Here is a 21,835-nt window from a genome sequence, read left to right as displayed (position 1 = left end):
GATTAACCTCGGCTCCGGTATTGATTGACGGCCTGCAGGCTGGTGTTCAGATTCGGCAGTTCAACTGCGGCCGAGCCCGCATCCACCTGCTTGACCAGATCGACCACGGTCTGCGTTTTCTTCGACGTGTTGTCGAAGTAGCGAGTGAGCGCGGCCTGCGACGCCTGCAGGTCGGACTTCAGCGTGGTCTGGTTGCGCGAGAGCAGCGCAAGCCGCGCCGACAGCAAGCGCAGTTTCAGATTCTCGCGTACGAAGTAGCCTTGATCGGGCGTGACGAGCATGGCGTCGGCGTTGTCGATGCGGCGCACCTGCACGAGGCTGGTGAGCTGCTGGCCAATGCCGGTCGTGACTTCACGCCACCACACTTTCCAGCGCGGCTCGCCGGTGGCCGCGGCCACCTTCGCCGTATCGGCCCAGGTGGCGGCCTTCGGTGTGGCGTGGGCAATCGGTGCTTCGCCGGAGAGCGGCAGGTTGTCGACCTGGTCGATCGCGTTGTCGAGCTTGATCGCCATTCCCGTCAGATCGGTGGACGGCGCAGACTTCAGCTTGTCGATGTCTTGCGCGATCGCCTTGCGCACGGTCACGGCCTGTGGGCTATCCGACGCGGCGAGACGCGTGTCCGCGCTTTGCAGCGCGAACAGCGCGAGCTGCGTGTTGCCGGTGAGCTGCAATTGCTGGCTCGCGGCCGACAGCATCTGACCGACCTCGGCCATCGTCCAGTCGTCGCGATTGCGGGCGAGATCGGAGTATTGCTGTTGCAGCGCCTGCTGCGCGGTCTGCGCATCCGCGAGCTTGCCTTCGAGTTGCGCGACCTGCGCTTCGGATTGATGCACCGTGGCCAGCGCCTGATCGGTCTTGACGCGCAATTCGTTGGTCTGCGCGTCGTTGGCCTGCTGGCGTTGCGCGATCTGCTGCTGGGTGCGCTCCACCTTGCGATTGAGCGCATAGCCGCCCACCCCCGCCGCACAAGCGATGATCACGACAACAAACCACAGCAGCGGTCCGCTCGCGCTGCGGCGCTTTTGCTGCGCTTCGTAGGGCGTGAAGGGTGGATTCGGCGGCAACGCAGTGGTTGCGGCCGGCTGGGGTGAAGCGTTCGTGGATGCGTTCGTTTCAGTCATGCGTGATTTAGCCGGTGAATGAGCCGGGTTGGACGGTACCGGTTGAACAACGGTCGGGACGGCAGCAAGCAAGGCGCGGGCAATACGCTCATCGCCCGCACCGGACACCGTAATGCTATCAAAACCCAATGCCCGCGCGGTCTGCGCGATACGGGGATGCGGCGTGACCAGATTGGCGTGCTTCAGTTGCGTGATTTCGTCGGCGGTCAGATGCTCCAGCGCGAGTTCATGCAGGTTGCGCACCCCTTCCGAGCTGGTGAGCAGCCAGGCGTGCGGTGCGCCGGCCAGAAGCGCGTGCACGCGCGCCCAGCCGCCGATCGACGGTTCCGGCACGAGGCGGCGATAGGCCGCGACCGTTTCGACTTCGGCACCCGCCTCGCGCAAGCGGTCAGCAAGCCATTCGCGGCCGCCGTCGCCGCGCACGATCAGGACGCGCTTGCCTTCGAGGCTCGTCGCGCCAAGCGCGGTATCGATCGCCGCGAACAGGCCTTCGGAATCGAAGCGCGCCGTATCGTCGTCGGGTACGGACGGTGGGCTGATGATGTTGTACGCCGGCGCCGCGACGCCGTGGCGCGCCAGCGCCTGCACGCTGCCCGGCCCGACCACGCCAATCGGCAGCGCGTGCGGCCAGATCGCATCGCTCCTGGCAAACGCGTGATCGACCGCGTTGGGCGAGACGAACACCACCAGTGCATAGCGTTCCAGAGAGGCCAGCGCCGCGCGCAACGGCGCCTCGTCAGCGACAGGCGCGATGTCGATCAGCGGAAAGTCGAGCACGGCAATGCCCGCTGCCTCGAGTTGCGCAATCAATGCGTTCGACTGACCGGCCGGTCGCGTAATCACGACCGTGAACGCCGCCTTGCCGACGGATGAGGATGCGTTGCCCGGGATATCGGCCGCCATCACTCGCCGGTCGCCGCGCTGTCCGCCGGCCCGGCGGCGGGGCCGCTGGCCGTGCTCAACGCGCGGACGATTTCCATCGCACCTTGCCGTTCGAGCGCGTCCGCCACTTCCTTGCCGAGTGCCACAGCACGTTCGACGGTGGGCGCCGGCGCCGATGCCTGCGCACTCAACACACGCTGACCGTCGGGCGTAGCGACGATGCCGCGCAGATGCAGCGCGCCGTCGTGCCAGTGTGCATAGGCCGCGAGCGGCACTTCGCAACTGCCGCCGAGGGCACGCGAGACCATCCGCTCCGCTTCGACGGCCGCTGCCGTATGTTCGTGATGCAACGGTGCGAGCCATGCCGCGAGGTCCGCGCGATCGGCGCGAATCTCGATGCCGAGCGCGCCCTGACCGGCTGCTGGCAAGCTGTCTTCAGGATCGAGCAGCGCACGGATGCGCTCGCCGAGACCCAAACGCTTCAAACCGGCCGCCGCCAGAATGATCGCCGCATAGTCGCCGCGATCGAGTTTCGACAAACGGGTGTCCAGATTGCCGCGCAACGGCCGCACCACGAGGTGCGGATAACGCATGCGCAGCATGGCCTCGCGGCGCAGGCTGGAGGTGCCGACCACGGCGCCGGCCGGCAGCGCGGCAAGCGAGTCGTACTCGTTGGACACCAGCGCGTCGCGCGGATCTTCGCGTTCCATGATGGTGGAGAGCGCAAAGCCCGCCGGCAATGTCATGGGCACGTCTTTGAGCGAGTGCACGGCCAGGTCGGCGCGGCCGTCGGCCAGCGCCGCTTCCAGTTCCTTGACGAAGAGGCCCTTACCACCAACCTTCGACAAAGTGCGATCGAGAATCTGATCGCCACGTGTCGTCATTCCGAGGATTTTTACGTCACAAGATGGATATAATTTGTGCAGCGCACATCGCACATGCTCCGCCTGCCACATGGCAAGGCGGCTTTCTCGCGACGCAATCACAAGCGTGTGGGGTGGCGCAGAAAACGTCTCGGTGTTCATTAGCTTGCTGATCGAATGACGGGATGTAATAACAATCAATGTTAGCACGCGCCCTTGTGTCTCAAGGCACAGCGGAGCGCCGTGCCGGCGCGGTATCGATGGAGGAGACGGGCCTCGCACAGCGCGCGCCTGCCTCATCCCAGCCTGTTCAAGCACGGTCGTTCGCGCACCGGGGCGCGGCATGCGGGATGATGCAATGCGGCGCACCGTGGCTGTCGTGCATGCAATGCACGTCACACACCTCGTGCGCTTCATGCAAATGCGCACGCGGCCACCCTCTCCGGCGTATTGCCATCGGCGCATACCGGTTTGTTCAGGTTTCGCGCAGTTCCCGTTGCAACTCTTAGTGCAGTTCCGCAGTAGCAGTTCATCACTCAACAGACCCTGGCTTCCCTGAGGAAACCCATCGTGACGTCTTCCGGATCGGCGCGCCCTGCCCGCCGCAACACTGCATCGCCCAACGCTCAAGCGGCTGACGCCGCAACGGCTGCCCAGTCCACACCGGCCAAACGCGCCGGCAAAGCTGCCAAGGCAAGCCAGGCCGCTAACGTCGCCAAAGCCTCCAAATCCGCCAAAGCCTCCACGCCCGCCAAGGCGGACAAGGCAGTGAAGGCCGTCAGGACAGCTAAGGCGACGCAAGCCGCGAACGCCGCCCAGGCACTCAAACCGGCCAAAGCGAAGTCCCCGAAGACCAAAGTCGTCGCAAGCGTTGCCGCGCCGGAAGCCACTCAGGCGCCCAAGCTGCAAGCTGTTTCGCCGGATACGGTTGCACCCGCGTCGAAAAGCAGCGGCCGCACGCGTGAGGACAAGGACCATCCGCTGTTTCAGGACATCCGCTATCTGGGGCGCCTGCTCGGCGACGTGCTGCGCGAACAGGAAGGCGACGCGGTGTTCGACGTCGTGGAGACGATCCGCCAGACCGCCGTGCGTTTTCGCCGCGAGGACGATAGCGCCGCCGCGCAAACGCTCGACAAGAAACTGCGTTCGCTGAGCCCGGAGCAAACGGTCAGCGTGGTGCGTGCGTTCAGCTACTTCTCGCATCTTGCGAATATCGCTGAAGACCGCCACCGCAATCGCCGTCACCGGATTCACGCGCTGGCCGGCTCGACCTCGCAACCGGGCACCATGTCGCACGCACTCGAACGGCTCGTCGAGGCGGGCGCCGCCGCGACGCCGGTCCTGCAGCAGTTTTTCAACGACGCGTTGATCGTGCCGGTCCTGACCGCACACCCTACCGAGGTGCAGCGCAAGAGCATTCTCGACGCGCAGCATGACGTCGCTCGCCTCCTCGCCGAACGCGATCAGCAACTGACCAACCGCGAACGCGCGCATAACGAAGCGATGCTGCGTGCGAGCGTCACGTCGCTCTGGCAAACGCGGATGCTGCGCGATTCGCGTCTGACGGTAGCCGATGAAATCGAAAACGCGCTGTCGTATTACCGCGCCACCTTCCTCGAAGAAATTCCGGCGCTCTACGCCGACATCGAGGAAGCGCTCGCCGAGCACGGTCTCGAGGCGCGCCTGCCGCCGTTCCTCCAGATGGGTAGCTGGATCGGCGGCGATCGTGACGGCAATCCGAACGTCACGGCCGAAACGCTCGAACACGCAATCACCCGCCAGGCGGCCGTGATCTTCGAACACTATATGGAGCAGGTGCACAAGTTGGGCGCCGAGTTGTCGGTGTCGAACCTGCTGGCCGGCGCAAGCGACGCGTTGAAAGAGCTCGCGGCCATCTCGCCCGACCAGTCGCCGCACCGCACCGACGAACCGTATCGCCGTGCGTTGATCGGCATGTACACGCGACTCGCTGCAAGTGCGCGCGTACGTCTCGGTGAAGGCAGCGTGCCGGTGCGCAGCGCAGGCCGCGGCGCGGCGCCGATACGCGCCAAGCCGTACGACGACTCCGCCGAATTCGTGCGCGATCTGCACGTGCTGATCGATTCGCTCGCCGAGCATCATGGCGCGCCGCTCGCGGCACCCCGCCTGTCGCCGCTCGCGCGCGCCGCCGAAGTATTCGGCTTCCATCTGGCGAGCATCGACTTGCGTCAGAGCTCCGACATCCATGAAGCGGTGATCGCCGAGTTGCTGAAGCGCGCGGGCGTCGAAGACGACTACGCGTCGCTCTCCGAAGAAGACAAGCTCAAGGTGCTGCTCGCCGAACTTTCACAGCCGCGAGCGTTGCGCCTGCCCTACGCCGAGTATTCCGATCTCGTGAAGAGCGAGCTCGGCGTACTCGAAGAGGCCCGCGTCACGCGCGAGAAGTTCGGCGCGCGCGCGGTGCGCAACTACATCATTTCACACACGGAAACCGTCAGCGATCTGGTCGAAGTGATGTTGCTGCAGAAGGAAACCGGCCTGCTGCACGGCCGCCTCGGCGACGCGCACGATCCCGCGCAAGCAGGGCTGATGGTGATCCCGCTGTTCGAGACGATCCCCGACTTGCGCAACGCGCCGCATATCATGCGCGATCTGATCGCGCTGCCGGGCGTGGGTGCACTGATCGAACATCAGGGTAACGAGCAGGAAGTGATGCTCGGCTATTCGGACAGCAACAAGGACGGCGGCTTCCTGACGTCGAACTGGGAGCTGTACCGCGCCGAACTGGCGCTGGTGTCGCTATTCAATGAACGCGGCGTGACCCTGCGCCTGTTCCATGGACGCGGAGGCACGGTAGGCCGCGGCGGTGGTCCGACGTATCAGGCGATTCTGTCGCAGCCGCCGGGCACCGTCGACGGCCAGATCCGCTTGACCGAGCAAGGCGAAGTGATCGCCAGCAAGTTCGGCAATCCGGAAATCGGCCGGCGCAACCTGGAAACGGTGGTGGCCGCAACGCTCGAAGCGTCGTTGTTGCCGCACGGCATTGCGCCCGCGCAATTGCCCGCCTTCGAAGAGACGATGCAGCAATTGTCCGACGCGGCGATGGCGTCGTATCGCGCGCTGGTCTACGAAACACCGGGCTTCAAGGAGTATTTCTTCGAGTCGACGCCGATCTCGGAGATCGCCGAGTTGAACATCGGCAGCCGTCCGGCTTCGCGCAAATTGCAGGACCCGAAGCAACGCAAGATCGAAGATCTGCGTGCGATTCCGTGGGGCTTCTCATGGGGCCAATGCCGTTTGCTGCTGACCGGCTGGTACGGTTTCGGCAGCGCGGTGGCCGCGCATCTGGACAGCGCGCCGAGCGACGCCGAGCGCACCCGCCGTCTTGCGCTGCTCAAGAAAATGCACAAGACGTGGCCGTTCTTCGCGAACCTGCTCTCCAACATGGACATGGTGCTGGCAAAGACCGACCTCGCGGTGGCCTCGCGCTACGCACAGCTCGTGTCGGACAAGAAGCTGCGCAAGCATGTGTTCGAGCGCATCGTCGCGGAATGGGAGCGGACGTCGAAGGTGTTGTCGGAGATCACCGGCAAGAGCGAACGGCTTGCGGAAAATCCGTTGCTTGCGCGTTCGATCAAGAACCGCTTTCCGTATCTCGATCCTTTGAATCACTTGCAGGTCGAGTTGCTCAAGCGTCACCGCGCGGGCGATACCAACGCGCGCGTGCGGCGCGGGATTCATTTGAGTATCAACGGGATTGCGGCGGGGTTGCGTAATACGGGCTGATCGAGGACGGTTTGAATGGCGGCTGATTCAGCCACCGCTCCGCCAAAGCCGAACACGGATTATTTCGCCGTGTTCGGCTTTGGCATTTCTGAGGCTGGAATGTTGAATTTGAGCGGAGGCTCGCGCCACACCTGCTTGTGATTTTCACGCTCGGCAAGCTCGGACTGCAGGCGTGTGTCAAGGTCGCGGCGTGCTTGAGGCGACATATTCACATTGGAACCGGGCGCCGTGATGCTGTTCGTCGAACTGGATGACTGCGGCGTGACCGGACTGGACGACAGTGCGCGCGGCAAGGTGGTGCCCTGTTCGCGATAGTAGTACCGATCCGATTGGGCCGACGCGCCGGCAGACAGCGCGGCGGCCGCCACAAAAAGTAACCAACGTTGCATCCGGACACCTCTGAATTAATAAGTGATCCGGAGGTTATCACGGCGCACATCTCGTTATTAGGTCCGTCGCTGCGTTAAGCCGTGCGCGTCGCCGGGCCGCGGCGGCGGCCGTTCCGCTTCCATGTCAGCCTACTGCGCCTCGATCATCAGCGCGTCGAGCTTGAATGAACCGTCGTCCTGTACATCGAAATACTGACGCACCTCATCGGGCGAGTTGCTCCACAGCGAGCGAATCGCCGCCACGCGCGGCTCCGGCGTGCGCATGCGCGCCACCCACGAACTGAACTCAATCTCAATGCGCCAACACTCGCGAATCGATGCCTTGAAACCGGCCGCTTCGAACAATGCAATCCATTCATCCGCGCGGTAGTCGCGGATATGCGAGCCGTCGCGCAGCAATTCCACCGCCTGAATATGCGTATCGAGCAGCGGATGCTCGGCGCCGGCGATGTCGATGAACAGCACCTTGCCGCCCGGCTTCAACACGCGCCGCACCTCGGCCAATGCAAGCGGCACGTCGTGCCAGTGATGCGCGCTCATCCGGCTGATGACCCAGTCGAACGAATCGGCTTCGAACGGCAGCGCTTCGGCCGCACCCTGTTGCGTGCGGATGTTGGTCAGGCCGCGATCTTTGGCCGCGCCGTCGACGGTCGCCAGCATTTGCGGCGCGATGTCGTACGCGACCACTTCTTTTGCGTGCGGCGCTACCGCGAAACTCGCGTGACCTGCTCCGCAGCCCATGTCGAGCACCTTCGCATCTGGCGTCGCGGCGATCGATTCGGCCAGCGTCTGCAGATCGGCGCCGGTGGCATGCGTCTGACTCGTCAAATACGCGGCGGCGGTCGAGCCGAAGGCGTCGGCGACCTGATCGTGATGCTTCATGGGAGGCTCCGGTTATTTACGTGGGGTTGCGCCGGGCTTGAGCCCGGGTCTTTCTGGACGGCGCTGCGTCGTTCCAGCCGCTACAATAGAGCCCGCCGTGTACCAGTACAAGTTAAGCAATTATTCTGGTATCAATAACACCACCCCGCCAAGTGCCGCCCAACCAGAATGACCACGCCGTCCTCCGCCGACAATCCGCCGCCGCTCGAAGCCACGCCCGCCCGCGCACTTGGCGATTTCATCCGTGCGCATCGCGAACGGCTCTCGCCGCAAGCGCTCGGTCTGCCACCCGGTCCGCGCCGCCGGACACCCGGCTTGCGGCGTGAGGAAGTCGCGCAGTTGTGCGGCGTGAGCCCGACCTGGTACACGTGGATCGAACAGGGCCGTCCCGTCTCCGCTTCCGCCGATGCGCTGGCGCGGATTGCGGTCGCGCTGCAACTGTCGCGCGCGGAGCGGGCGTATCTGTTCGAACTGGCTGCGCAGCGCGACCCGGCCGAGCCTGATCCGGCCGCCGCCGACGCGCCCGCCACCCTGCTGGAAGCGGTGCAACTCGTGAACGCACCGGCCTACGTGCTCGACCGGCAGTGGAACGCGCTCGCCTGGAACGAACGCGCCGCCGATCTGTTCGTCGGCTGGCTGGACGGCACGCACGACCGCAATCTGCTGCGCTACACCTTCACCGAACCGGCCGCACGCGAGTTGATCGTCGACTGGGAAACGCGCGCACGGCGCCTCGCCGCCGAATTCCGCGCCGACTCGATCCGCCATCTGAACGACGCGCCCACCCGCGGGCTGATCGACTCCCTCACCGCCGCCAGCGACGCGTTCGCACGCTTCTGGGCCTCGCAGGACGTCGGCGGCCGCGAAGGCGGCCGGCGCGAATTCAACCATCCGCGCGACGGCCGCCTCGTCTACGACCAGATCACCTTCAAGCCCGCGCATCGCGAGGATCTGAAGCTGGTGGTGCTGGTGCGGGAATAGCCCAGTGTTAAAATCCCAGTCTTTCGCCCGTTTCGATGGCGCCTGTACCGTACGCAAACGCCGTCTGCCTCTTCACCGCTCGTTCAACTGCCCAACACCATGACGTCCCAACTGCACAAAAAAGGCGAAGCCTGGTCGGCTCGCTTCTCGGAGCCGATGTCGGAGCTCGTCAAACGCTACACGTCGTCGGTTTTCTTCGACAAGCGTCTGGCGCTCGTCGATATTGAAGGGTCGCTCGCGCACGCCTCGATGCTGGCCGCGCAGAAGATCATCGCCGCCGACGACCTCGCCGCAATCCAACGCGGCATGGCGCAGATCAAGGGTGAAATCGAGCGAGGCGAGTTCGAGTGGCAACTCGATCTGGAAGACGTCCACCTGAACATCGAAGCGCGCCTGACCGCGCTGATCGGCGACGCCGGCAAGCGCCTGCACACGGGCCGCTCGCGCAACGACCAGGTGGCAACGGATATCCGTTTGTGGCTGCGCGGCGAAATCGACCGCGTCGGCGGCCTGCTGACGGAATTGCGCACGGCCCTGCTCGAGATGGCGGAGAAAAACGCGTCGACCATCATGCCGGGCTTCACGCACCTGCAAGTCGCGCAGCCGGTCACGTTCGGCCATCACCTGCTCGCCTACGTCGAAATGTTTTCGCGCGACGCCGAACGCATGGTCGATTGCCGCAAGCGCGTGAATCGCCTGCCGCTGGGCGCCGCCGCTCTGGCCGGCACCAGCTATCCGATCGACCGTCATGCGGTGGCGAAAACGCTGGGCTTCGACGGCATCTGCGCAAACTCGCTGGACGCGGTGTCCGATCGTGACTTCGCGATCGAATTCACGGCAGCGTCGGCACTGATCATGACGCACGTGTCGCGCTTCTCCGAAGAACTCGTGCTGTGGATGAGCCCGCGCGTCGGCTTCATCGATCTGGCCGACCGTTTCTGCACCGGTTCGTCGATCATGCCGCAGAAGAAGAATCCGGACGTGCCCGAACTCGCGCGTGGCAAGACGGGCCGCGTGAACGGCCATCTGATCGCGCTGCTGACCTTGATGAAAGGCCAGCCGCTCGCGTACAACAAGGACAATCAGGAAGACAAGGAGCCGCTGTTCGACACCGTCGATACGGTCGCGGACACGCTGCGCATTTTCGCTGAAATGGTCGCGGGCATCTCGGTGAAGCCGCAAGCCATGCGCGACGCCGCGTTGCAAGGTTTCTCCACGGCAACCGACCTCGCCGACTACCTGGTCAAGCGCGGCCTGCCGTTCCGCGACGCGCACGAAGCGGTGGCGCTGGCGGTTCGCGTGTGTGCCGATCGCGGCTGCGACCTGGCCGACCTGACGCTGGAAGAAATGCGTAAGGAACTGCCGAACGTCGCGCATCTGATCGGCGAAGACGTGTTCTCGTATCTGACGCTCGAAGGTTCGGTGGCGAGCCGCAACCATCCGGGCGGCACGGCGCCCGAGCAGGTGCTCGCGGCGGTCAAGGCGGCACGGGAAGCGTTGAAGTAAGGTAAGGCCCGGCGCGCACGGGCGCGTCGCGCACAAAAGAAAGCCCGCGCGAAGCGGGCCAAATGAAAGACTTCCACCGATGCCTCTCGAAAGAGGCCATCGAAGTGTAGGCGTGTTTTGGCCGCGGGCAAATCCGGTCATATTTCGGCCTATTACAAAGCGCGCAATGGTTCGGTGCGCAAGCTGAACCGGCGCTGCACCGCCGCTCGCTTGCGCCCCCCAGAGCGCTTTAGGGCACTACCGTCTGCGGCAACGGGTCAAGAAAACCCGCCTCGCGCAGATACCCGACGTAGAGCCGGATCAGCGCACCGTAGTCGACCGTTAGATCCACACCGTGCCGCGCCAGCTCCGTCAACGTTCCGATCTGTTCGACCGGCAAGGGCGCGGCGGACAGATCGCCCGTATAAAAGTCGCGAATCAGCGCCAGACCATTCGACGCGTCGAGATCCGCCAGCCGCCGTTGCCAGTCAGCCGCCGGCTGCGGCTCGGCACGCAAACCGCAACCGGCCAGCGCCGCGAACCACTGCCGCTGGCTGAGCACGAGCGGATTGTTCAGGTTCGCCACCCGCAAGCCGGCACGCGGATGCAGTGCCACCGCCGTCACCGCGCCGGCCAGCAGATCGACCGGCATCATCTCCACTTCCTGGGCCGTTTCCGGATAAGCGCCCAACTGCAGGCAGCCCTTGTTGAACAGCCAGAAATGGTTGTGCGCGAAGTTGCTGAAGCCGGTACGGCTGTGGCCGGTGATATTGCCCGGCCGCGCGATCACCGCCGGCAAACCGAAGCGGCGCGCACACTCCGCGACCCGCTGCTCGCCCACCCACTTTGTCAACAGATAGCCGTTGTCCAGCATGGGACGAGCGTCATTCACGCGCTCGTCGATGCGCCGGGCGCCCGCCAGCATCTCGCCGACCGACAGTGTCGAGACGAAGCAGAACGGTTTTTGCCGCTGCGTCAGCGCGAGCCGCAGCAATGCCTCGGTGCCGCCGACGTTCGCTCCCTTCATCGCCTCATAGCTATGCAGGTGATGCACGAACGCGCCGCAATGCAGGATCGCGTCGACCTCCGCGGCGAGTTGCCGCCAGCGTGGTGTGTCGAGCCCAAGCTGCGGCACGGCAAGATCGGCGGGGATCACGTCGACGCGGCTGAAGTCGATTGCCAGACCCGCCTCGCGCGCCTTGTCCTGCAAGACGGCGCGCCCTGCGGCAGCGCTCGCACAGCGTTGCAGGCAGATCACCTTGTCGAGCCTCCCGCATAACGCGTGCAGCAGGTAAATGCCGAGAAAGCCACTCGCGCCGGTCAGCAGCATTGTGCGAATCGGCGCTGCTTCGACGGCGTCAGAAAAAGCGGGCGCGGCCTGCTCGACAACGAACGGCTGCGATGCGTCGGCAATGGCGCGTTCGATCATGTCCTCGTGACCGCCGTCCGCGAGCGTCGCGATGGTCGGCGAACGGTAAAACGCCGCCATCTGAAACTGGATGCCGAGCGCATCGCGCAATTGCGCCTGCATCCGCACGGCCAGAATCGAATTGCCGCCGAACCGGAAGAAACTATCGTCGCGGCCAATACCGGAGACGCGCAGCAGCGTCTGCCAGATTTCGGCGATGCGTTGCTCGACGCCTTGGCGCGGCGGCGTACCGCCGGCGCGTGACGGCACCGGCAGGGCCTTGCGATCGTGTTTGCCGTTCGGCGATGCCGGCAGGGCGTCCAGCCGGATAAAACACGCTGGCACCATGTAGTCGGGCAGCGCCAGCGCCACATGACGGCGCAGCGTGTCTTCATCGAGCGCGCCGCCTCCTTCGCCCGGCGCGGCCACGTAGTACGCAGCCAGATAGCGCGCCTCGCCCTCGCCCCACACCCGGCAGGCAGCATGCGCGACACCCGGCGCGGCCGCGATGCAATTCTCGATCTCGCCGAGTTCGATGCGAAAACCGCGCAGCTTGATCTGCGCGTCGTTGCGGCCGAAGTATTCGATCGTGCCGTCGGCAAGAAAGCGGCCGAGGTCGCCGGTGCGATACATCAGCGCGTACGGTGCATCGCGAAACGGATCGACCACGAAGCGCTCCATCGTCATGGCCGACTGATTGATGTAGCCCCGCGCGAGATTCTCGCCGCCGATGTAGATTTCCCCGACCGTGCCGGGCGGCGTCAATTGCCGCTGGGCATTCAGCAGATAGAGCCGGTAACCCGGCAACGGCTTGCCGATGATGCGGCTCGGCCCGCCCGGCAGCACTCGCCCGCACGAGGCCATCACCGTGATTTCGGTCGGGCCGTACAGGCTGAACAGTTGCGTGTGTTCGCTCCACCAGGCGGCGCTCGGTTCGTCCAGCGTATCGCCGCCGAAGCCGAGCAGTTGCAGATCGGGCAGCGGCTCGCGCGGCAAGCTCTGCACCACGACCGGTGCAAGCGATGCGTGCGTGACGCGCTCCGACTTCAACACACTGTGCAGCAGCAGCGGATCGCGGCGCGCCTCCTCCGGCAACACGATGAGCGTGCCGCCGTGCAGCAGCGCGAGGAACAGATCGAGCACGCTCGCGTCGAAATTGGTGGACGCCGCCAGGGTGCTGACGCTGCCCGGCGCGTAGCCGAGCGCGCGGCTCGCGCCGGCCACCATTCGAACCACGCTGTGGTGTTCGACCAGCACCCCCTTCGGCTTGCCGGTCGAGCCCGACGTATGGATCACATAAGCAAGCGCCTCGGGGGCGACAGCGTGCGGCCGGTGCATGTGCCCTGACTGCTCTTCGGACTGCTTCTCCGCCCGCTTCTCCTCCTGCTTTTCGGCCTGCTTCCCGGCCACCTTCTGCGCGTCAGTCTCCGCCCGAGCCTCCGTTTCCGTCTCGGTGTCCACCGTCCCCTTTGCCAGCATCGCCGGGTCAAGCTTGCGCAATTCACCGAGACCTGCGGCCTCCAGCGCGCAGCGGCTCGGCTCATCGGCCAGCACCGTATCGACCGAACAGTTTTCGACGAAATAGCGCAAGCGCTCGGCGGGATAAGCTGGGTCGAGCGGCACGTACGCGCACCCCGCTTTGAGCACACCCAGCACCGTCGCCACCAGCAGGACGCTCTTCTGCATGCTCAAACCGATGCGCGCGCCGGGCGGCACGCAGGCTGACAAGCCACGGGCAATGGCATCGCTGAGCGCGTCGAGTTCGCGATAGCTGAGCTGCTGCTCGCCGCAGCGCACGGCAACGCGCGACGCGTGCACCGCTGCCACCTCGGCGAAACGCGCAGGGATCGATTGCGGTGCATCCGGTAGCGGCTCGCCGCAAGCGAAGCTCAGACATTGCGCATGGTGCGCGTCGCTCAGCCAGGCGAGCTCGCCGACCGGCGCATCCGGCTGGTGAGCCGCGGCGTCGCACAGCGTCATGAACACCTCGGCCATCCGCTCGACCGAGGCCGCGTGCAGCACCGAGCTGTCGTATTCGAAGCGCCCGTCCAGACCGCCATCGGGCCGCAAATAGAAAATCGCCGACAGGTCCGCTTTCGACGTCAACGGAGGACATTCCTCAGCGTGATACGCCGCCTCGCCGATGCGGCCGTTCAGCTCAATGCCGTTCTGCAAACTGAAAATCGTGTTCAGTGCGCCGAGCTGGCCGTTATCGGTGTCGTAAGGCGTAGCGAGCAGATGATCGCGGTCTTCGAGCATCTGGCGTTGCACCGCGCGCGCCAGTTCGCCGAAGCCTTGCCGCGTGTCGATGCGCTGCACCAGCACCGCCATCGAGACGAACATCCCATAGATTCCCTCACTGCCCGGGACATCGCGGCCCGCATACGGATAGGCGCAGGCCAGTTGCTGCTGGCCGCTCACGCGCCACAGCCATACGAGGTACAGCGCGAACAGCACGGGCGGCAAAGTCATGTCGTGCGCCTCGGCAATCTGCTTCAGGCGCCGCATCTGGGCGGACCGCACATGCAAGGCCAAAGAGCGGTTCGCGTTGGGCTCGCGCTGCACTGCGTCGAACGACAGTTCGGTGCGCAAGGCCACGGCGTCGAGCTTGCGCATCCAGTAGTCGCGCGCGGCGGCAAAGCGCGGCGACGACGCCAGTTGCGGCGCCCAATGGCCGTAGTCGAACCACGAAAGCCGCTCGCCGGAAACCGGCTTACCTTCGTAGCGCGACGTCAGTTCATCCAGCAACAGCTTGAACGACCAGCCGTCGAAAATCGCGTGATGAATGCAGAACAGCAAGGTGGTGCGGTGCTCTTGCGGCGACAACAGCAGTTGCGCGTGCCACAACGGCGCACAGTCGAGCGGCAAACGCAGCGCGCGCAGGGCTTCGGCACGCGCGTCGATAGCATCGGCATCGCAGCTTTCTAGCGGAATACGCAAATCCGTCGGCAGGTTGGCGGTGCCCGGCAATATCAGCAATTGTCCGCCGCGTTCCGCGAAGCTCGCGTTGAAGATCGGGTTGTGCGCGAGCACGGCAACAAGCGCCTCGTGCAATCGCAACGGATTCGCGGCCCCGCCGAAGTCCACCCGCATCACAATGTTGTACGCGTTATCGTCAGGCTTGCCGAGCGCGCGGCTATGCATCATCCGCACGAGCCGGCTTGCCACTGGCGCGAGCATAGGTGCGCCTGATTGCGCGACGAGCGGCGGCAGCGCGGCGCCTGGCTCGGCGCTCTGCCGCGCCCTTGCGCAAAACGCGTCGAACTGCGGATGCTCGAACAGCGTCTTCAGCTTGACCGGCGCGGACAAGCTCGCGTTGATGCGATTGCACACGAGCGTGGCGAGTAGCGAGTGGCCACCCAACTGGAAGAAGTGGCTGTGTTCGCCGACGCTCTCGAGCGGCACGCCCAGCACCTCCGACCAGATCGTTTGCACCGCCAGCTCGAAGGTGTCGAAAGCGCGGCTTGCAGGGTCAGCCGAACCGGCTTGCGGCGCCGGCAATTTGCTGCGGTCGATCTTGCCGTTCAGCGTCAGGGGCAGCGCTTCGATCGGCAGCAGGAACGCCGGCACCATGTAATGCGCGAGACGTTGCGCGAGACGCGTCCGCAGCACCGCCGGCTCAAGCGCGGCACCCACGTACCAGGCCACCAGCGCCGTGCCGCCCTGCCGCTCGCACGTGCCGACATAGGCGCTGCGCACCTCCGGCTGCTCGACGATGCTGGCCTCGATCTCGCCGAGCTCGATCCGGTAGCCGCGAATCTTCACCTGAAAATCGCTGCGGCCGAGAAACTCGATCGCGCCATCCGGCTGGAAACGGCCGAGGTCGCCGGAACGGTAGAGACGGCCCGGGCCGAACGGATTCGCCCGGAACTTCTGCCCGGTCAGTTCGGGCCGCAGCAGATAGCCGCGCGAAACGGCCGCACCGCCGATGCAGATCTCGCCGATCCCCCCGAGCGGCACCGCTGCGCCTTCCTCATCGAGTAGATGAATCTGGTAGCCGGGAAGCGGATGCCCGAGTTGATTGGCCGGCTTGTCGCCGTCGAAGGTGTTTTCGGTCGCCATCACGGTGGTCTCGGTCGGCCCGTAGATGTTCGACAGGCGCAGCACGCCGGACCAGAAGCGGATCGTTTCGTCGTCGCTCGCTTCGCCGCCGCATAACACCGTGTCCAGATGCGGCAGCGCGCGCCGCGGCAGCAGCTTGAGAATCGCCGGCGGCAGGAACGCATGCGTGATGCGTTCGGCGCTGAGGAAGGCGGACAACGCATCGGCGTCGGTGCGCACCGCCTCGGGCGCGACAATCAGGTGGCCGCCGTGCGTCAGCGGATTGAAGATCTCCAACACGCTGGCGTCGAAATTGACGGACGCGAACTGTAGCCAGCGCGTGCCTGCATCACGCCGATACCGGCCCGTCAGCGAAGCGATCAGGTGCGCCAGCATGCCGCGCTCGATGACGACACCCTTGGGTTTGCCCGTCGTGCCTGAGGTGTAGATCACGTAAGCGGTGCGCTGCAGATCGGCTGACGCACGTTGGGGAGTGGTCGCCCCGGCCGCCGGGCATTCCAGTAGATCCTCGATCCGGTACAGCGCGCAATCGGCCAGCCCGCTCAAGCGCTCGTGCGTCGCGGCGTCGACAATCACGGCTCGCAGTTGCGTATCCTTGACGATGTAGCGCAAGCGCTCGTCTGGCATCTGCGGATCGAGGGGCAAATAGCCCGCGCCACTGGCGAGCACGCCGAGCATCGCCGGAACGATGCGTGCACCGCGCGAGACGCAAATGCCGATCAACGCGTCCCGCCCATCCGATGCGTCCGGCCCGAGCGAGGCAAGGGCTGCGCCCACACGCTGTGCGGCAAGCGCCAGTTGCGCGTACGTGAAAGCGGCGTCCGGGCCGCTGACCGCCGGATGCTCGGCGTGCTCGAGCGCTGTCTGCGCAAACAGATCGAGCACGTCGCGCGCGGGGGCCGCGAGCGGGCCGCCATCGGACCACGCCGCGCACTGCTGCCGCAACGCCGGCGTATAAAGATCGAGCGCATCGAGTTTCTGCTCGAGACTTTCGCCGAGGCGCCCGAGCAGCGCCGTCAAATGCTCGAACGCGAGACGCAGGCCGTCGAGTTCCTGGGGATGGCGGCTATGCACGTGCAACGCGATCTCCTCGCGCACATCAAGATAGATGCCGACGTCCTCGTGCGAGAAACGGCGCGAGTACGGTGCGAGCAACGCCACCGGCAGCGTGCCGAGCGTGAGCGCGTCGTAGGGCAGGCTGTCGGTCTCGCACACCACATTGGTCGCGCGCACAAAACCTGGCTCGCGCCGCTCGATGTCGTGCAGCACTTCGAAAGCCGGGAGTTCGGCGTGAAAATCGGCCATCCCGGCGCGCGCCGCCGCGTGCCGTAGAAACTGCCGAAGCGTCATCGTGTTGTCAAAGTCGGTTTTCAGGAAGCGCCGCCGTTCGTCGAAACCGATCGTCTCGTCGCGCTGGCAGCGGCCGCGCTGGTGATGCACGGTGAGCACCGCGCGGCTGCCGGTCATGCGGCGCAGCAGCACGTGAACACACAGTTTGATCAGCAGATCGGGCGCGACGCCGAGCGTTTTTTCTTCATTGCGCAATGCAGCGCCTGTTTGCGCGTCGAGGCGCACCGTAAAACTGCTGTCGGCGAGCGCGTTCTGCCGGCGCGGCGCATGCCATTCGAACGAGGCTTCACCCACCTGGCCGATCCAGAAATCGAGGTCGGTCTGCAAACGGTCGCTCGCAAGGAGTTCGCGCTCGGCGTCGAGCAGGCCTTGCTGATCGATGCCGAGCGGCGCGCCCGGCGCCTCGCCACGATAGGCCCGGGAAAGCGCGTTGAACAACGGCGTCAGCGAAAAACGGTCGAGCAAGGCGGGATGGCAGGCGAACACAAGATAGCTGTGCGCGCCGGCGCGTAACAGCGTGAACGCCCACGGCAGTCCGGCGTCCATGCGGAAGGCACGCGCGCATAGGCCGTCGATCAACGACAGCACGGCGGCTTCCTCGCGCGCGTCGCGCCTGTCGAGATCGATGACGTTCAGTTCCGCGCGCACATCGCGGCGGATGACCCAGCGCATGCCCTGTTCGGCTTCGACGAGCCGGTAGGCAAGCGGCCGGCAATGGGCCACCAGTTGCGCCACGGCGGAGGACAGACGCTCGACGTCCGGACGGCCGTCGATCCGGTAAACGGCGCAGAGATTGGGACCGGCGGCGGCGTGCGCCAACGTGCGGGATTGCGTGCGCGTCAACGCAAAGGAAGAGTGTTCCAAACGATACCTCGTTGTCGGGATGGACAGGACCGATCGGCTCGCGCAGCGCCGGTCGCGCGCGGCTCATGACCGCGCTGCGGCGCTTCGCCCGATGGTCCGGCCCACGCTATTGACGTGAGGCTGTCGACACCATAGGAAAACTCTTAGAAGTCCTGTTGTATGCGAATCGGCGTGGCGAACTTTGTCTAAACACGGTTCGTGTCAGGCAGATCGCATCAGACTGAATGCGCTCATGCACGCAGCAGAAAGGCAATGGAAAGGACGCCATGCGCGGCGTGCAAGCAAGTCGAATCACATGGCTCGGGATCGGCATACAGGGTGAACGACCATTGCATCCTGGCTTTTTTTGACTACCATCAAGTTAGATCCTGTCACAGTGCTTTCCTCGACGATGTCCACCCGCACACGTCACCTTCGCCGCCTGACTGGACGCTTCGCTTCACGCGTTAGCGCTTCCCTGTCGCATGCGCATAGCGCAACTTCGGCGCTCACGGCGGCTTCGGTTTTGGCCGCGCTCGCAGCCTCGGCAGGCTGCACGATCACGCCACCTGGTCGCCCGCTTGTCATCACGCCGGTGGCCGCCGTCAATAGTGCGACGCTCGACCAGTACCGCAGCGCGGTCGCGCAACGCATCGTCGAACGCAGCCCTTCCTACGTGTTACACGGCACGCCGCAAGCGATGCTGCGCTCGTTGGTCGTGGTGTCGTTCACGGTGGATCGCGATGGTCAGGTGCTGGCGTCGTCGGTGTATCGCACCAATGGCGACGACGAAGCCGAAAGCACCGCGCTCGCCTCCTTGCGGCGCGCCTCGCCGCTGCCGCAACCGCCCGGTAAATTGCTGAACGGCCGTGGCCAGCTCGAACTGTTCGAAGACTGGCTGTTCAACGACAACGGCAAATTCCAGTTGCGCGAGTTCGCCTCGCCGCAAGCGCAGGCCATCGACTGAACGCTCGCCTGACGCACCCCACCTGGTTGCTCCCCTGGTATGTCCGCTTTCGCGCGCGAGCGCTGACGGCTGACGGCTGACGGCTGACGTCCGCCGTTGTAAGCTGTCGCTTCATCGCCGGCGTTGAAGAAGGCTTCAATCGCCAGCGAGACGCGCCGAAGCACACGAACTTAAACAAAGATGCCGACCGACCACGCGCCGCCCGCCCATCGAAACACGGCGTCCAACAGCATCACGACATAAGGAGACCCTGCATGTCCACTTCGCCGATTTCCGCGGCCCAGCCCAATGCGTCCGGGCAGACCAGCAGCGCGCGGATCATCTTCGCGAGCTTCATCGGCACCGCGATCGAGTTCTACGATTTCTACGTCTACGCCACCGCCGCGGCGCTCGTCATCGGACCGGTGTTTTTCCCGCACGGCTCGGCGACCGCCCAGGCTTTGTCGGCTTTCGTCACGTTCGGCATCGCCTTCGTCGCACGGCCGATCGGCTCGTTCCTGTTCGGCCACTTCGGCGACCGGATCGGCCGTAAATCGACGCTGGTGGCTTCGCTGCTGGTGATGGGTGTGTCCACCACGCTGATCGGTTTCGTGCCGGGCTACGACTCGATCGGCAGCCTTGCGCCGATCCTGCTGTGCGTGCTGCGCTTCGGTCAGGGTATCGGCCTTGGCGGCGAATGGGGCGGCGCGGCGCTGCTCGCCACCGAGAACGCGCCGGCCGGCAAACGCGGCTGGTTCGGGATGTTTCCGCAACTCGGGCCATCGATCGGCTTTCTGGCATCCAACGGTCTGTTCTTCGCCTTGGCGTTGTCTTTGAGCGACGAGCAATTCCGCAGTTGGGGCTGGCGCGTGCCGTTCCTCGTCAGCGCGGTGCTGGTCGTGCTCGGCTTGTATGTGCGCCTGAAGATCGCCGAGACGCCGGCCTTCCAGGCGGCCATCGAACGCAAGGAACGCGTGAAGGTGCCGATCGCCACGCTGTTCTCGCAGCACGGGCTACCGACCCTGCTCGGCGCACTGGCGATGGTGGTCTGCTACACGCTGTTCTACAACGCCACGACGTTCTCGCTGTCGTACGGCGTGTCGGTCCTGCATATTCCCCGGCCGACGTTCCTCGGCATGCTGTGCATCGCGGTCGTATTCATGGCGCTCGCCACGCCGCTGTCGGCCTGGGCAAGCGATCGTTATGGCCGCAAGCCGGTGCTGATCGTCGGCATCATCGCAGCGATCCTGTCGGGCTTCACGATGGCGCCATTGCTCGGCAGCGGCCAGACGCCGCTGGTGCTGCTGTTCCTTGTGATCGAACTGTTCCTGATGGGTGTGACCTTCGCACCGATGGGCGCGCTGCTGCCGGAACTGTTCCCGACCAACGTGCGCTATACCGGTGCAGGCGTGTCGTATAACCTCGGCGGGATTCTCGGTGCGTCAGTCGCGCCGTATATCGCGCAGGTGCTGGCCGCGCACGGCGGGCTGCCGTGGGTGGGCGCTTATGTGTCGATTGCGGCGGCCGTCAGCTTGATCGGCGTGCTGTGCATGCGCGAAACCCGCGATGCCCAACTGATGTGATCAGGGTAAAGGCGCGCTGGTAAATCCCCTGCCTTGCGCGTCTTTTTGACTTGCCTATACTCGATTCCAATAACCCTAAGGCAAGCAGGGAGGCTCTGATGAGTATTCATCTTCACAACGCGGACATCGTGATGATCATCGCGCTGGCATTGCTATGTTCACTGCTGCTGGCTTTGCGCTTTCGTCCCGCGACGTGGAAAGGCATTGTCGTGGAAGCACTGGCCGCGAACGCGGCTGCCATTACTGCGGTAATCGCTTTCGAAATGCTGCTGGCCTGAACGGGCGAGCGCCGCGATACCTGGTTGGGCGCGGCGGATGGAAGCGGTCTGACTTGATCCGAAGAAGCGGTTGAGCGGCTGCCCCGTGCCTATGCAGGCAAGAGGCAGCCGTCAGCGTGGCGCTACATGCAGGCCTCGCGCGCGCCGCAAGCCGTTACCGGTAGTACCCGCCATGATGGTAATAACCGCCGCCGTAGTAATAGCCGGGCGCCGGTGCAACGATGCAGCCTCCGAGCGCCGTTGCGAGTAGCGTGCCGGCGATCAGGGTCAGGATTAAGCGTTTCATATTGTTCTCCTTCGTGTCAGATTCATTCGAGCCGAAACCCCGAATGACTCGATTGAACACGACCCTGCCTCGCGCGAGCGTTGCGATTTGTAAGGGAAAATCTCTGAGGTGTTACACCTTCGAACCCCGAAATCCGCGGCGTCGGAAGCATGGCGACGACAGACTCACATCAGACAAAAACACCGCCTATACTGCTTTGAACATGCGTGCGCCGCGCAAGCCCTGCCCGTGGCGGGTGCGCGAATCGCGGCGCTGATTATGGGTATCGAGTGCGCGTTTCCATGCGCCGTGGCTGAGCCAGTAACCACGCGAAAGAGCGCGCAAGTAGCCAATTAGGCACTCAACGAAAAGCGACAGATTTAACAGGCGTGTAATGCGCGGCGCCGATCCAAACGCTGGGAGCGGCCACGAGTAGCCGCCCGCGGCACGCCGATAAGCGGCACGCGAATCTGCCGGCACGCGCGCGGCTTGTCTTGATGAATGCGCCGTTGAACTCGACCGTCGGCCGGCGGTCACTGTAGAACTGAGTCGGCTACGCGACGTGGCCGCTCAGTGCGTGAGTGAGTTTGTTCATTGCAGCGATTCCTCTCCGCCCGTAGTTCCCCGACGCGGGCGCTTTTCGGAGGCGTTCCGTGGCAGCGCTCGTTTGATTGGGCGCCTGCGCGTCGCGCCTCTTTTCTTTTAGCCAAACGATTGCGCGAAAGCGCTGCG

General features: G+C 64.8%; 12 protein-coding genes. 6 read left to right on the top strand and 6 right to left on the bottom strand.

Annotated elements, in window-relative coordinates:
* Positions 1-2: 2 nt before the first annotated feature.
* Positions 3-2,024, bottom strand: a complete 2,022-nt coding sequence (gene hemDX, locus FSO04_RS06705; protein ID WP_154558939.1) for a fused uroporphyrinogen-III synthase HemD/membrane protein HemX — start codon at positions 2,022-2,024, stop codon at positions 3-5.
* On the bottom strand, positions 2,024-3,028 hold the full coding sequence (gene hemC / locus FSO04_RS06700) for a hydroxymethylbilane synthase (protein ID WP_154558938.1): 1,005 nt from the start codon (positions 3,026-3,028) through the stop codon (positions 2,024-2,026). The genes hemDX and hemC overlap by 1 nt, the downstream gene beginning before the upstream one ends.
* 408 nt (positions 3,029-3,436) lie before the next feature.
* On the opposite strand from hemC, the gene ppc reads away from it, so the two are divergent.
* Positions 3,437-6,631 (top strand): phosphoenolpyruvate carboxylase, encoded by a 3,195-nt coding sequence (gene ppc / locus FSO04_RS06695; RefSeq protein ID WP_168435592.1) that lies wholly within the window; start codon positions 3,437-3,439, stop codon positions 6,629-6,631.
* A gap of 59 nt (positions 6,632-6,690) precedes the next feature.
* Here ppc and FSO04_RS06690 read toward each other — a convergent pair whose 3' ends face one another.
* Complete coding sequence (locus tag FSO04_RS06690) at positions 6,691-7,020, bottom strand: hypothetical protein (RefSeq protein ID WP_154558936.1); 330 nt, start codon at positions 7,018-7,020, stop codon at positions 6,691-6,693.
* Between the two features lie 129 nt (positions 7,021-7,149).
* The gene (locus FSO04_RS06685) at positions 7,150-7,902 is read right to left on the bottom strand and encodes a class I SAM-dependent methyltransferase (RefSeq protein WP_154558935.1); all 753 of its coding nucleotides are present in this window, start codon (positions 7,900-7,902) and stop codon (positions 7,150-7,152) included.
* A gap of 168 nt (positions 7,903-8,070) precedes the next feature.
* Here FSO04_RS06685 and FSO04_RS06680 point away from each other — a divergent pair, with 168 nt between their 5' ends.
* Together FSO04_RS06680 and argH are read left to right on the top strand one after the other, a co-directional pair.
* Entirely contained in the window at positions 8,071-8,883 is an 813-nt protein-coding gene (locus FSO04_RS06680; protein ID WP_154558934.1) for a helix-turn-helix transcriptional regulator, read from the top strand.
* Positions 8,884-8,982: 99 nt separating this feature from the next.
* Positions 8,983-10,389 (top strand): argininosuccinate lyase, encoded by a 1,407-nt coding sequence (argH, locus tag FSO04_RS06675; protein WP_154558933.1) that lies wholly within the window; start codon positions 8,983-8,985, stop codon positions 10,387-10,389.
* 229 nt (positions 10,390-10,618) lie between these two features.
* Here argH and FSO04_RS06670 read toward each other — a convergent pair whose 3' ends face one another.
* Positions 10,619-18,052 (bottom strand): non-ribosomal peptide synthetase, encoded by a 7,434-nt coding sequence (locus FSO04_RS06670; RefSeq protein WP_154558932.1) that lies wholly within the window; start codon positions 18,050-18,052, stop codon positions 10,619-10,621.
* Positions 18,053-18,443: 391 nt separating this feature from the next.
* Between FSO04_RS06670 and FSO04_RS06665 the strand changes: the two genes are divergently transcribed.
* The 3 genes from FSO04_RS06665 (at position 18,444) to FSO04_RS06655 (ending at position 20,838) form a co-directional block, all read left to right on the top strand.
* Positions 18,444-18,998 (top strand): energy transducer TonB family protein, encoded by a 555-nt coding sequence (locus tag FSO04_RS06665; RefSeq protein WP_154558931.1) that lies wholly within the window; start codon positions 18,444-18,446, stop codon positions 18,996-18,998.
* A 254-nt stretch (positions 18,999-19,252) separates the two neighbouring features.
* On the top strand, positions 19,253-20,560 hold the full coding sequence (locus tag FSO04_RS06660) for an MFS transporter (RefSeq protein ID WP_054035072.1): 1,308 nt from the start codon (positions 19,253-19,255) through the stop codon (positions 20,558-20,560).
* A gap of 98 nt (positions 20,561-20,658) precedes the next feature.
* A complete protein-coding gene (locus FSO04_RS06655) occupies positions 20,659-20,838 on the top strand; it encodes a hypothetical protein (RefSeq protein ID WP_093643889.1) in 180 nt (59 codons plus the stop codon).
* Positions 20,839-20,992: 154 nt separating this feature from the next.
* Here FSO04_RS06655 and FSO04_RS48250 read toward each other — a convergent pair whose 3' ends face one another.
* Positions 20,993-21,124 (bottom strand): hypothetical protein, encoded by a 132-nt coding sequence (locus FSO04_RS48250; protein ID WP_266241240.1) that lies wholly within the window; start codon positions 21,122-21,124, stop codon positions 20,993-20,995.
* Positions 21,125-21,835 lie beyond the last annotated feature (711 nt).

Origin of the sequence: Paraburkholderia madseniana (assembly GCF_009690905.1) — a bacterium.
Lineage (GTDB): Bacteria > Pseudomonadota > Gammaproteobacteria > Burkholderiales > Burkholderiaceae > Paraburkholderia > Paraburkholderia madseniana.
Note: the sequence above shows the minus strand (reverse complement) of the source record. Positions and strands in the feature narration are given on the sequence as shown.

Bases quoted from the DNA above. Each gene is read 5' to 3' on its own strand.
- hemDX (WP_154558939.1), bottom strand. From the start codon at position 2,024: ATGGCGGCCGATATCCCGGGCAACGCATCCTCATCCGTCGGCAAGGCG.
- FSO04_RS06655 (WP_093643889.1), top strand. From the start codon at position 20,659: ATGAGTATTCATCTTCACAACGCGGACATCGTGATGATCATCGCGCTG.
- hemC (WP_154558938.1), bottom strand. From the start codon at position 3,028: ATGAACACCGAGACGTTTTCTGCGCCACCCCACACGCTTGTGATTGCG.
- FSO04_RS06660 (WP_054035072.1), top strand. From the start codon at position 19,253: ATGTCCACTTCGCCGATTTCCGCGGCCCAGCCCAATGCGTCCGGGCAG.
- FSO04_RS06665 (WP_154558931.1), top strand. From the start codon at position 18,444: ATGTCCACCCGCACACGTCACCTTCGCCGCCTGACTGGACGCTTCGCT.
- FSO04_RS06680 (WP_154558934.1), top strand. From the start codon at position 8,071: ATGACCACGCCGTCCTCCGCCGACAATCCGCCGCCGCTCGAAGCCACG.
- FSO04_RS06685 (WP_154558935.1), bottom strand. From the start codon at position 7,902: ATGAAGCATCACGATCAGGTCGCCGACGCCTTCGGCTCGACCGCCGCC.
- FSO04_RS06690 (WP_154558936.1), bottom strand. From the start codon at position 7,020: ATGCAACGTTGGTTACTTTTTGTGGCGGCCGCCGCGCTGTCTGCCGGC.
- argH (WP_154558933.1), top strand. From the start codon at position 8,983: ATGACGTCCCAACTGCACAAAAAAGGCGAAGCCTGGTCGGCTCGCTTC.
- FSO04_RS48250 (WP_266241240.1), bottom strand. From the start codon at position 21,124: ATGAAACGCTTAATCCTGACCCTGATCGCCGGCACGCTACTCGCAACG.